Source organism: Streptomyces sp. NPDC031365, assembly GCF_055569765.1.
Map to the genome: position 1 here is coordinate 126,957 of NZ_JBVIIM010000011.1, position 12,130 is coordinate 139,086.

The window sequence follows — 12,130 nt, forward strand, 5'->3', positions numbered from 1 at the left end:
CCGGCCACCATCCCCGCTGCCCCGCCGCGGAGCACGGCGGGCGCCGGAGCAGCCGCCGAACGCATCCCCGTCCCCGCCCACAGCTCCGGCCCGGCCCCGCGTGACGCGACCCCGCGGCCGGCCCACGGCAGAGCACGGCGGGTCCCGGTTCGGGTGGGCGTCCTGGAGCCTGTCGTCTCAGAGCCCGGCCAGTGCCGAGCGCACCGTCGACAGATCCCCGTCCGACGCCAATCCGGCGTGATACAGCCGAAGTTCCGTGGCGCCGAGGTGGCGGGCCTCCTCGGCGTCCGCCGCGAGGGTGCCGGGGCTGCCGCCCATGCCGGAGACCACGGTGAAGTTGGCGGCGAGCACGGTGTCCGGGCCGGCCTCCCGGGCGAAGGGGGTCAGCGAGCCGGGCCCTCCGCTGCAGGGGACGACCACGCCGTCGGCGACGGAGACGATGTGTGCCGGGTCGACGCCCGCGTTGGCGCCGCAGCGGTAGGAGACCGGGTCCGCGTGCAACAACACCTGGAAGCCTTCGGGTGCTTCCTCCCGTACGGCGGTCACCGCCTGCTCCTGGAGTGTGCGGGCCGTCTCGTCGCGCCACGCGCGGGTGACGGTCGCCGGGGTCTCGCCGAGGAGGCTCGCGACGCCCGCCCAGCCGCCGTCGGAGGGTGCTCCCTGCCACGCCGGCTCCAGCGCGGTACGTACGGAGGCGGCGAGTTCGTCGGCGTCCAGGCCCCGGGCCCCGTAGCCGTCGCGGCAGGACGGGCAGAAGCACAGGGACATCAGGTACTGCCCGGCGTCCCCGAGGCCGACACCGGCGGTCTTGTCGTGGGCGTGCAGATGGGCGAGCCCGTACCAGCCGAGGGACTCCAGTTCGGTGCCGCGGGCGCCGGGGCGGACCGCCGCCTCGGCGGCCAGGCCGGTCAGGTAGGCGCGCGTGGCGGGCTGGGCGATGCACGGGGCCCAGGGGTAGCGGTCGCCGTAGGCGTTGACCACCGAGGTCGACGGATACTCGGCGCCGAGGCGGGAGTTGTGGGCGAGGACCACCCAGGTGTGCACCTCCAGGCCCGCGTCCGTGAGCGCGGCGGCCGCCTCGCCGAAGGCGTCGCCGGGTGCCCAGTCACCGGCCGCGTAGGGACGCAGGGCGCGGCCCGACCAACGGTCCTCGCCGGCCGGGTAGAGCACGGCCGCGTGTTCGGCGGTGACGACGCGGTGGCGCGGGTGACGGGGGGTCAGCGCGCGGGTGGAGTGGTAGGCGGAGGCGAGCGTCACCTGTGCGGTGCCGAGCGCGGCGATCCGCGCGGGGGCCTCCGGGTCCCCGTTGACGTCCCAGGGGTAGACGAACGCCGACGCCTTCACTGGCCCTCCTCGAGCAGCGCGAGTCCCCGCTCGATCAGTTGAGCGAGCTGCTTGACATGATCCCCCGCGGGTTCGTGCAGCGGGGGCCGCACCTCCCCCACGTCCAGGCCGCGCATCCGTACGCCGGCCTTGACGAGGGAGACGGCGTAGCCGGCGCCCTTGGCGCGCAGTTCGACGAACGGCCGGTAGAAGCCGTCGATCAGCCGGTTCACGGTGGCACCGTCGCCGGTACGGAAGGCGGTGTGGCAGGCGAGGGCGATCTCGGGCACGAAGCAGAACACCGCGGACGAGTACAGGGTGATGCCGAGGCCCCGGTAGGCGGACTGGGTGAGTTCGGCGGTGGGCAGCCCGTTGAAGTAGAGGAAGTCCCCGGGGCCCGCCACGCGTACGGCGCTGACGGTCCGCTGCATCAGGTCGAGGTCGCCGTGGCCGTCCTTGAGGCCGATGATCCCGTCGGTGCGGGCCAGTCCCACGACGGTCTCCGGCGTGAAGACGGCGTTGTCGCGCTGGTAGACGATCACCGGCAGGGAGGTGGCACCGGCGATCTCCCGGTAGTGCCGCAGCAGCCCCTCCTGGCCCGCCTTGACCAGGTACGGCGGCATGGCGAGCAGCCCGTCGGCCCCGGCGCGCTCGGCGAGCCGGGCCTGGCGGACCGCGAGCGCGGTGCCGTAGCCGGCGCCCGCGACGACCGGTACGCGTCCCTCCGCGGCCTCCACCGCGGCCCGTACACAGCTCTCGAACTCCTCCGGCGTCAGCGCGTGGAACTCACCGGTCCCGCAGGCGGCGAACACCGCGGCGGCCCCGGCCTCCACTCCGCGCCGCACATGGAGCCGGTAGGTGTCGAGGTCGACGGCGCCGTCCGGCCCGTACGCGGTGACCGGGAAGAACAACGGCCCGCTGGGGACTTCGAGTCGGGCGGCGAGAGGGGCTGAGGTCACAAGCTCTCCCTGGTCCATATTCTTGATTCACGTCCATATCCCTGAACGACCCCACGCTAAGGCGCCCCGGGGACGCCGGTCAAGCACCGCGTCGCGCCCCACACCAGTCAATTCCGACGTTCCGCGGGAAGTCGCGCGGGAGTCGCGGGATACTTGACGGGCCGCACCCCACCTCCTTAGCGTGTCCATGAATATGAATGTCGTGCGCCCATATGTACGGGCGACCCGGCCGGCGCCGCAAGGAGACCCGAGGATGCCCGCTCCCCGCACCGCTCCCCGCACCGTTCTGCTCACCGGCGCCGCCGGCGGCCTCGGCACCCTGATGCGGGACTTGCTCCCCGAGTACGGCTACACGCTGCGCCTGCTCGACCTGCACCCGGTCGACGGCGAGCCCGACTCGATCGTCGCGGACCTCGCCGACGGGGACGCCGTGCGCGACGCGGTCCGCGGCGTCGACGCGATCGTCCACCTCGCGGGCATCTCGCTCGAAGCGTCCTTCGACAAGATCCTCAGGGCCAACATCGAGGGCACCTACAACCTGTACGAGGCCGCCCGCGAGGAGGGGGTGGGGCGCATCGTCTTCGCCTCCTCCAACCACGCCGTCGGCTACACCCCGCGCCCCCGGGGCGACGACCCCCTCATCGGCATCGACACACCACGCCGCCCGGACACCTTCTACGGCCTGTCCAAGTGCTTCGGCGAGGACCTCGCCCAGCTCTACTGGGACAAGCACGGACTGGAGACCGTCTCCGTGCGCATCGGCTCCTGCTTCCCCGAGCCGACCAGCGTGCGCATGCTCTCGCTGTGGATGAGCCCCGCCGACGGCGCCCGCCTCTTCCACGCGGCGCTGACCGCCGAGAACGTCGGGCACACCGTGGTCCACGGCTCCTCCGCCAACACCCGGCTGTGGTGGGACCTCAGCTCCGCGCGGGCGCTCGGCTACGAACCGCGGGACGACTCCGAGCCGTACGCCGGGAAGCTGATCGCCGAGCAGGGCGAGCCGGCCCCGGACGACCCGGCGCACGCCTGCCTGGGCGGCCACTTCGTCACCGACCCGCCCCTCTGGCCGTACTGACCCCTCGACCCGGCTCAATCACGACCCTCACACGAGCGGACGGGCACCGAACGGGCCCGTCCGCTCCCGCATTCGGGCATCCGTGCTGCCCGAAGTCACGTCCACGCCTGCGGTCATGCAGGTCGAAGACGGGCAAGCAGCACGCCAAACGGGCACAAGCGGGCAGCATCGGATCCGCAACAGGCCTGTTCAGCTCGTAAGCACCGCTGTACAACTTGCCCCATGGACGCCACCGGGCCCGAACGGGCAGCTCCGCTCGGCCGGACGGAGGCGATCAGGCAAGGAAGACCGTACGGAAGCGGGTGGCGGCGATGACGACGTCCAGAACGGCGAAGACCGCCGAGGAACGCCAGCGCGAAATCGTTCTCCTGGCCCGGGCCACCGGCTCGGTCGAGGTCACCGCGCTCGCCACCGATCTGGGCGTGGCCAGGGAAACCGTCCGGCGGGACCTGCGCGTACTTGAGGACCACGGACTGCTCCGCCGCACCCACGGCGGCGCCTGCCCGGTGGAGAGCGCCGGCTTCGAGACGACGCTCGCCTTCCGCGCCACCAGCCACGTCCCCGAGAAGCGCAGGATCGCGGCCGCGGCGGCCGAGCTGCTCGGGGACGCGGAGACGGTCTTCGTCGACGAGGGCTTCACCCCGCAGCTCATCGCCGAGGCCCTGCCCCTCGACCGGGCCCTGACCGTGGTCACCGCCAGCCTGCCCACCGCCGGTGCCCTGGCCGAGACCGAGAACGTCTCCGTCCTGCTGCTCGGCGGCCGGGTCCGTTCCGGCACGCTGGCCACCGTCGACCACTGGACCACGAAGATGCTCGCCGGATTCGTCATCGACCTGGCGTACATCGGCGCCAACGGCATCTCCCGCGAACACGGCCTGACCACCCCCGACCCGGCGGTCAGCGAGGTGAAGGCGCAGGCCATCCGGTCGGCACGACGGACCGTCTTCGCGGGGGTGCACACCAAGTTCGGCGCGGTCAGCTTCTGCCGCTTCGCCGAGATCGGCGCGCTGGAGGCGATCGTCACCAGCACCCTGCTCCCCGCCTCCGAGGCCCACCGCCACTCCCTGCTCGGGCCGCAGGTCATCCGCGTCTGACAGCCGGGCCGCCCCGCCGCTCCACCACGTCCCCGCACCACCGGCTCAGCCACCCACCGCGGGCCCGCACAACCTCACAGCTCCCGTTTTGTCCCCATACGACCAGGAGTACCGCATGCGAACCGACAGCCGACGCATACCCCGCTCCCTCTTCGCCGTCGCCGCGTCAGTGGCGCTGATCACTCCGCTCGCCGCCTGTTCGGGCGCCGGCGGGTCCGGATCGTCCGACGGCCGTTCCATCAACGTCCTGATGGTGAACAACCCGCAGATGGTCGAGCTCCAGAAGCTCACCGCCGACAACTTCACCAAGGACACCGGCATCAAGGTGAACTTCACGGTGCTGCCGGAGAACGATGTCAGAGACAAGATCAGCCAGGACTTCGCCAACCAGGCCGGCCAGTACGACGTCGCGACCCTCAGCAACTACGAGATCCCGATCTACGCCAAGAACGGCTGGCTCCACTCCCTGGACTCGTACGTCAAGGGCGACAAGGCCTTCGACCAGGACGACATCCTGCCCCCGATGACCAAGGCACTCACCGCCGAGGACGGCAAGCTCTACGGTGAGCCGTTCTACGGCGAGTCCTCCTTCCTGATGTACCGCAAGGACGTCCTGGAGAAGGAGGGGCTGAAGATGCCCGAGAAGCCCACCTGGACCCAGGTCGCCGACCTGGCCGCGAAGGTGGACGGCTCGAGCGCCGGGATGAAGGGCATCTGCCTGCGCGGCCTGCCCGGCTGGGGCGAGGTGACGGCCCCGCTCACCACGGTCGTCAACACCTTCGGCGGCACCTGGTTCGACAAGGACTGGACCGCTCGCCTGGACTCCGAGGAGTTCAAGGAGGCCACGAAGTTCTACGTCGACCTGGTCCGTGAGCACGGCGAGGCCGGTGCGGCCCAGTCCGGCTACGCCGAGTGCCTCAACAACATGACCCAGGGCAAGACCGCCATGTGGTACGACGCCACGGCCGGCGCCGGCTCCCTGGAGGCCGACGGCTCCCCGGTCAAGGGCAAGATCGGCTACGTGCCCGCGCCGGTCGAGAAGACCGACAGCTCCGGCTGGCTCTACACCTGGGCGTGGGGCATTCAGAATTCGTCCGACAACGCCGAGGACGCCTGGAAGTTCATCTCGTGGGCGTCCGGCAAGGAGTACGAGAAGCTCGTCGGCGAGAAGATCGGCTGGTCGAACGTGCCGGCCGGCAAGCGCGCCTCGACCTACGACATCCCGGAGTACCGCGAGCAGGCCGCCGCCTTCGCCGACGTCACCCGCGACGCCATCGCGAATGCCAAGCCGGAGGACCCGGGCGTGCAGCCCCGGCCCGCGCCCGGCATCCAGTTCGTCGGCATCCCCGAGTTCACCGACCTCGGCACCAAGTTCTCCCAGGAGATCAGCTCCGCCATCGCCGGCCGCCAGTCGGTGGACGACGCGCTGGCCAAGGCCCAGAAGCTCGCCGAGGCCGTCGCCGAGAAGTACGAGGCGTCATGACGCTGACGAAGACGGCCCGGGCCGCCGCAGCTCCTCCGCGGCCGGCGGCCCCGCGGCCGAACCGCATGCGCGCCTGGGCCACCCGCGCTCCGCTCCTGCCCGCGCTGGTCTTCATGATCGTCGTGACGCAGCTGCCCTTCGTGGCCACGCTGGTGATCTCGTTCTTCGACTGGAACGCGCTCTACCCGGACGACCGCACGTTTGCCGGATTCTCCAACTACGGCGATGTGCTGAGCGACCCCGCCCTGCGGAAGTCGATCTGGACGACCATCCTGCTCACGGTCACCGTGGTGCTGGTCAGCCTGCTCCTCGGGCTGCTCCTCGCCCTGCTCCTGGACCGCCGCTTCCGCGGCCGGGCCGCGGTGCGCACCATGCTCATCGCCCCGTTCCTGCTGGTGCCGGTGGCCGCCGCGCTGCTGTGGAAGCACGTCCTGTTCAACCCGGAGTACGGGCTGTTCAACGGCATTCTCCACGCGATCGGCGGGGACGGGGCCGCGCAGCCGGACTGGATCTCCGAGATGCCGCTGATGGCGGTGGAGGCCTCGCTGATCTGGCAGTGGACGCCGTTCATGATGCTGATCCTGCTCGCCGGACTGCAGAGCCGCGACTCCCAGCTGGTCGAGGCCGCCCGGATGGACGGCGCGAGCGACTGGCAGGTGTTCGTCCACATCACGCTGCCGCATCTGCGCCGCTATCTCGAACTGGGCGTGCTGCTCGGCTCCATCTACATCGTGCAGAACTTCGACGCGGTGTTCACCATCACCTCCGGCGGACTGGGCACCGCCAACCTGCCGTACACGATCTACCAGACCTTCTACCAGGCCCACGAGAACGGTCTCGCCTCCGCGGCCGGCGTCATCGTCGTGATCGGCTCGATCATCCTGGCGACCTTCGCACTGCGCGTCGTGTCGTCGCTGTTCCGCGAGGAGGTGTCCCGCTGATGGCCACCGTCGCCACCACCACCCCGACCGCCCCGGCCCGCCGGCCCCGGCCGGGCGGCAGGCTCCGGGCGAGCGCCCTGGGCATCGTCGCCTGGCTGGCCGGTCTCGCCTTCGTGGCGCCCCTGCTGTGGATGGTCCTCACGTCCTTCCACTCCGAGGCCGACGCGGCAACCAACCCGCCCTCGGTGACCGCCCCGCTGACGCTCGACGGCTACCGCGAGTTCTTCGGACTGACCGGCGGCGCCAGCCCCTGGCCCGCGATGATCAACTCCATGACCGCCTCGGTGGTCTCCACGCTGCTGACGCTGCTCCTGGCCGTGCCCGCCGCGTACGCGCTGTCCATCCGGCCGGTGAAGAAGTGGACCGACGTCCTGTTCTTCTTCCTCTCCACCAAGATGCTGCCGCTGGTGGCCGGCCTGCTGCCCATCTACCTCTTCGCGAAGAACACCGGCCTGCTCGACAACATCTGGGCGCTGGTCATCCTCTACACGGCGATGAATCTGCCGATCGCGGTGTGGATGATGCAGTCCTTCCTCGCCGAGGTGCCGGTCGCGATCATCGAGGCGGCCCAGATCGACGGGGCGAGACTTCCGACGGTCCTGGGACGCGTGGTCGCCCCGATCGCCCTGCCCGGTATCGCGGCGACGGCGCTGATCTGCTTCATCTTCAGCTGGAACGAATTGCTGTTCGCCCGGGTGCTGACGGGCGTGGTCGCCGAGACCGCCCCCGTCTTCCTGACCGGCTTCATCACCAGTCAGGGCCTGTTCCTGGCCAAGGTGTGCGCCGCGTCGCTCGTCATCTCCCTGCCGGTGCTCGCCGCGGGGTTCGCCGCCCAGGACAAACTCGTCCAGGGCCTGTCGTTGGGAGCCGTGAAATGAAGGCCGCCGTCATCGAGTCCGTGGGCAAGGCCGTCGTCGCCGAGGTCCCGGACCCGACGCCAGGGCCCCGCGACGTCGTCGTGGAGGTCGCGGCCTGCGGACTGTGCGGCACGGATCTGCACATCCTCCAGGGCGAGTTCGCCCCCAAGCTCCCGATCGTGCCGGGCCACGAGTTCGCCGGCGAGGTCGTCGGCATCGGCTCCCGGGTCACGGAGGTGGCGCTCGGCGACCAGGTGGCGGTGGACCCCTCCCTCTACTGCCACGAGTGCCGCTACTGCCGTGTCGGCCACAACAACATGTGCGAGCGGTGGGCGGCGATCGGCGTCACCACGGCGGGCGGCGCCGCCCAGTACGCGGTGGCGCCGGTCGCGAACTGCGTGAAACTCCCCGAGCATGTGCGCACCCAGGACGCGGCACTGGTCGAGCCGCTGTCCTGCGCGGTGCGCGGCTACGACGTGCTCCAGTCGCGCCTCGGCGCGCACGTCCTGATCTACGGCTCCGGGACCATGGGGCTGATGATGCTGGAGCTGGCCAAGCGGACCGGGGCGGCGAGCGTGGACATGGTCGACCTGAACCCGGCGCGGCTGGAGACGGCGCGGCGGCTGGGGGTCTCCGCGTCGGCGGCGAACCCCGACGAGCTGGACCGGCCGCAGGGGTGGGACCTCGTCATCGACGCGACGGGGAACGCGGCGGCGATCCAGGACGGACTGGAGCGGGTGGCGAAGGCGGGGACGTTCCTGCAGTTCGGGGTCGCCGACTATGCGACGCGGGTGCAGATCGACCCGTACCGGATCTACAACCAGGAGATCACGATCACGGGGTCGATGGCCGTGCTGCACAGCTACGAGCGGGCGGCGGAACTGTTCTCCGGCGGTGTCCTGGACCCGGACGTCTTCATCAGCGACCGCCTCCCCCTGGACCAGTACCCCCAGGCCCTGGACCAGTTCGCGGCGGGCGTGGGCCGGAAGATCGTGGTGGTTCCCTGACCTCTCTCGGCCCACCGCTTCGGGTGAGGGCGGGGCACACGCTCCGGGGGCCGGGCGCGGAGCCCCCCGGGGGGCAGGACGGGGAGGGGCGGCGGGACCGGAAAACCCCTGGGTCGCCCCGCCCTCGCCCCCGTACCATCCCCGGCATGCCCAGACCAAACGGCTTCGCCTACGAGGCACACGCCACCGGCACCGTCCACATCACCCATCACCATCGCCCCGCGACCACCCTCCACGGCGACCGGGCCACCCGCTTCCTCACCGAGGTCACCTCCGCCCCCGACCCCCAGCTCGTCATGGCCCGCTGGACGGGAAACTACAAACGCGGCAACGAACGAACCGCCCGGAACCACCCCCGCAACCGCCGCTGAGTCCGGCCGAAAACCGACTGCGCCAAACGGGCCACAGGTAAGGGAACGGCAAAACCGTCCCGCTCGTTCACCCGGCATGACAGCTATGACCCCCGGCTCGAACATCCCTCTCCCCACCGCCCGCGTGACGGTGGACGTCGCCGCTCCGGTGCGGCTCGACGTATCGGGCCTGCTGCTCACCGCCGACGGCAAGGTGCGCTCCGACGACGACTTCATCTTCTACAACCAGCCCGCCGGCCCCGGCGTGACCTACCGCTCCGGCGGCGGCTCCAGCCCCGACGCCATCACGGTCGACACCACCGCCGTGCCCCCCGGCATCGAGAAGATCGTCGTCACCGCGAGCCCCGACGCCGCCGGCCAGACCTTCCAGGGCGTCGAACCGACGGCCACCATCCGGGGCACGGACGACAACACCGTCCTGGCCACCTTCACGCCCCCGGGCCTCGGCACCGAGACGGCGCTGGTGGTCGTCGAGATCTACCTGCGCAACGGCGCGTGGAAGGCCCGCGCCGTCGGCCAGGGTTACGCCAACGGCCTGGCCGGCATCGCCACCGACTTCGGCGTCACGGTCGAGGAACCGGCCGCCCCGGCCCAGCCGGCAGCCGCCCCCGCCCAGCCCGTGGCCCCGCCCGTCCAGCCGGCCGCCCCGCAGGCGCCCTCCGTGCCGACCACTCCCGCCGCCCCCGCCGCACCCCCGGCGCCGCCCGCCGCCGCCCCCGGCGCCGGGAAGATCAACCTCGACAAGGGCCGGGTCAGCCTCCAGAAGAACCAGACCGTCTCCCTCATGAAGGGCGGCCGCCCGCTGCTCTCCCAGGTCAAGATGGGCCTCGGCTGGGAGCCGGCCTACCGTGGCAAGGACATCGACCTGGACGCCTCGGTCATCGCCTACGGCCCGCAGCGCAACCACATCGACAGCTGCTACTTCGGCAAGCTCCAGATCGTGGGCGGCGCGATCCGCCACTCCGGCGACAACCTCACCGGTGAGGGCGGCGGGGACGACGAGGTGATCACCGTCGACCTCGGCCGTCTTCCCATGGAGGTCAGCGGCCTGGTCTTCACGGTCAACTCCTTCTCCGGCCAGAAGTTCACCGAGGTCGCCAAGGCGTACTGCCGCCTCCTGGACGCCACCACGGGCGAGGAACTGGTCCGCTTCGACCTCACGAGTGCCGAACCGCAGACCGGCGTGCTGATGGCGAAGCTGATCCGCCAGTTCTCCGGCGAGTGGGAGATGACCGCGATGGGCGACTTCGTGAAGGGCCGCACGGTCCGCAGCATGGTGAAGCCGGCCGCCCAGTCGCTCTAGACAGCCCCCTGGCCCCGGGTACGGAACACCGGGCGTCCCTGTCACGAGACGCCCGGTGTCACCTCACGCTGCCGCTGCCGCTGCCCACGGCCAGTCGGCGTCCCGCCCGGCCTCGAGCAGCGGAACCATCCGGAAGGCGGCGTCCGACAGACCACCGAAGGTGTGCCGGTTCGCCGTACCCGACGGGCCGTGGCCCGCGCGGTGACCGGCGAGGTTCCAGGTGTAGACCGGCACCTGGGCCGGGACCTGCTCGGTCGGGTCGCCGTGGTGGCTGTGGGCGTACTGCTCGTCAGTGACGATCAGCACCCGGTCGTGCCCCTTGTAGTGCCGGCGCACCGCCCCGGTGGTGTCGGTCCCGCCGAGGTCGCCGAACCGGCCGAGGATCTTGAGCACCGACTCGCCCCGGCCGAACCTCACCCGGTTGCTGGTCGAGCCGAACTCGACGAGGTCCGCCTTGGCCGCACGCAGCGCGAGCGCCGTACCGAAGACCGCCGCCGCGTCCGCGCGGGTGAGCTCGGAGCGGTCCGACATCCGCGAGTAGAACATCGAACCCGAGCGGTCCACGAGGACCAGCGTCCGGCCCGGCAGCGCGGGCACATGCGCCAGCGAGTGGCCGAGTGCCTGCTCCAGCGGGTACGACCAGCGCAGCGACGGCGCGTGCTGGTACGCGGCGAGGTACCGGAAGGGGAACTGCCGCGACCGCGCCACCTCCGCCGGATCGGCGATACGGCCGGCGATCCGGGCGGCGACCTCGTCGGAGACGCCGGCCTCGTCGAAGTTGCGCAGGTTTCGGACGAGCGCCATCGGCCCCATGGAGGGAATCACGGCCTCCCAGGCCGCCCTGTCCATCGGCCCCTGCAGCCAGCCCGCCAGCGCCTCCCAGGTGATGCCCGCGGCAGCGAGCCGCTCGGCGCCGTCGGGCGCCGTGACGACCGCGCGCCGCTCCTCGACGGGCAGCGCCATCAGCTCGCGGTGCGCGGTGAGGACACGGTTCGAGGCCGGCGGCACCGCGGTGTCCGGGTGGTGCCGGCGGTCGAGGGCGTACCGGAACAGCTCGCCCTGCCACGGCTTGTCCGGGTCGGGCGCCGCGTGCACCAGGTTCAGGATGTCGCCGAAGCGGTAGCCCTTGGAGGCGGTGTCGTACTTCAGCAGGGACCTGCCGCCGTAGAGCCGGCGCACGGCGTCGGCGACACCGCGCTTGACCGGCTTCGGAATGCTCCGGCCGTAGCGGGTGGTCCAGTAGGCGAGCAGCTCACCGGGCTCGTCGGGACGTCGCAGCACGGAGTCCACGACCTGCCGGTTGGACGGGCCGCCGGTCGCGCCGGCGTCCAGGCGGGCCTTGACGTACTCGGCGGCCCCCACGATCGACGCGGTCCGCAGGTTGCCCTCGCCGCGCAGCCAGCCGAGCAGGCCTGCCGTCCAGGAGGGGTCGCTCACGGCGAGCTCGCGTACGAGCTTCGCGAACCGGTCGTCACGGCGGTCGCCGCTCTCGTAGAAGGTCTGCTGCGTCACGAAGTGGGACACCGAGAGCAGAAAGAGCTCGGAGCGGGCGTCCCGCTCGCGGCCGCGGCCGCCCTCGTACGTACGCAGCACACGGCCGGTGGACGTCACTCGCGACGTCGGCTGCGGCTTGGCGGAGCGGATGTTGAATCGCGCCATGGTGAAGTCCCCCGAACTCATGTGGCTTGCGGAGGGAGGCGCGACAGAGGAGGGTGCC

General features: G+C 71.4%; 11 protein-coding genes. 8 read left to right on the forward strand and 3 right to left on the reverse strand.

Annotated elements, in window-relative coordinates; all coding sequences use genetic code 11:
• Positions 1–177: 177 nt before the first annotated feature.
• Entirely contained in the window at positions 178–1,344 is a 1,167-nt protein-coding gene (locus ACZ5C2_RS18550) for a hypothetical protein (RefSeq protein WP_468791966.1), read from the reverse strand.
• On the reverse strand, positions 1,341–2,300 hold the full coding sequence (locus ACZ5C2_RS18555) for a 5-dehydro-4-deoxyglucarate dehydratase (RefSeq protein ID WP_468791969.1): 960 nt from the start codon (positions 2,298–2,300) through the stop codon (positions 1,341–1,343). Before ACZ5C2_RS18555 ends, ACZ5C2_RS18550 begins: the two co-directional genes overlap by 4 nt.
• 235 nt (positions 2,301–2,535) lie before the next feature.
• Between ACZ5C2_RS18555 and ACZ5C2_RS18560 the strand changes: the two genes are divergently transcribed.
• From ACZ5C2_RS18560 to ACZ5C2_RS18595, 8 genes are all read left to right on the forward strand, one after another.
• Positions 2,536–3,357 (forward strand): NAD-dependent epimerase/dehydratase family protein, encoded by an 822-nt coding sequence (locus tag ACZ5C2_RS18560; RefSeq protein ID WP_468791972.1) that lies wholly within the window; start codon positions 2,536–2,538, stop codon positions 3,355–3,357.
• A gap of 311 nt (positions 3,358–3,668) precedes the next feature.
• Positions 3,669–4,451 carry a DeoR/GlpR family DNA-binding transcription regulator gene (locus ACZ5C2_RS18565; RefSeq protein ID WP_468791975.1) on the forward strand — a complete coding sequence of 261 codons (783 nt, stop codon included), beginning with the start codon at positions 3,669–3,671 and terminating at the stop codon, positions 4,449–4,451.
• 115 nt (positions 4,452–4,566) lie between these two features.
• Positions 4,567–5,934, forward strand: a complete 1,368-nt coding sequence (locus ACZ5C2_RS18570; protein ID WP_468791978.1) for an ABC transporter substrate-binding protein — start codon at positions 4,567–4,569, stop codon at positions 5,932–5,934.
• Positions 5,931–6,875 carry a carbohydrate ABC transporter permease gene (locus ACZ5C2_RS18575; RefSeq protein WP_468791981.1) on the forward strand — a complete coding sequence of 315 codons (945 nt, stop codon included), beginning with the start codon at positions 5,931–5,933 and terminating at the stop codon, positions 6,873–6,875. The genes ACZ5C2_RS18570 and ACZ5C2_RS18575 overlap by 4 nt, the downstream gene beginning before the upstream one ends.
• Positions 6,875–7,753, forward strand: coding sequence for a carbohydrate ABC transporter permease (locus ACZ5C2_RS18580; RefSeq protein WP_468791984.1), 879 nt, complete (start codon positions 6,875–6,877; stop codon positions 7,751–7,753). Before ACZ5C2_RS18575 ends, ACZ5C2_RS18580 begins: the two co-directional genes overlap by 1 nt.
• Positions 7,750–8,739 (forward strand): zinc-dependent alcohol dehydrogenase family protein, encoded by a 990-nt coding sequence (locus ACZ5C2_RS18585; protein WP_468791988.1) that lies wholly within the window; start codon positions 7,750–7,752, stop codon positions 8,737–8,739. The genes ACZ5C2_RS18580 and ACZ5C2_RS18585 overlap by 4 nt, the downstream gene beginning before the upstream one ends.
• 146 nt (positions 8,740–8,885) lie before the next feature.
• Positions 8,886–9,110, forward strand: coding sequence for a hypothetical protein (locus ACZ5C2_RS18590; protein ID WP_468791991.1), 225 nt, complete (start codon positions 8,886–8,888; stop codon positions 9,108–9,110).
• A gap of 85 nt (positions 9,111–9,195) precedes the next feature.
• Entirely contained in the window at positions 9,196–10,413 is a 1,218-nt protein-coding gene (locus tag ACZ5C2_RS18595; RefSeq protein WP_468792234.1) for a TerD family protein, read from the forward strand.
• A 63-nt stretch (positions 10,414–10,476) separates the two neighbouring features.
• Here the strand turns inward: ACZ5C2_RS18595 and ACZ5C2_RS18600 are convergent, their stop codons facing one another.
• Positions 10,477–12,072 (reverse strand): TROVE domain-containing protein, encoded by a 1,596-nt coding sequence (locus ACZ5C2_RS18600; RefSeq protein WP_468791994.1) that lies wholly within the window; start codon positions 12,070–12,072, stop codon positions 10,477–10,479.
• Between the last annotated feature and the right edge of the window lie 58 nt (positions 12,073–12,130).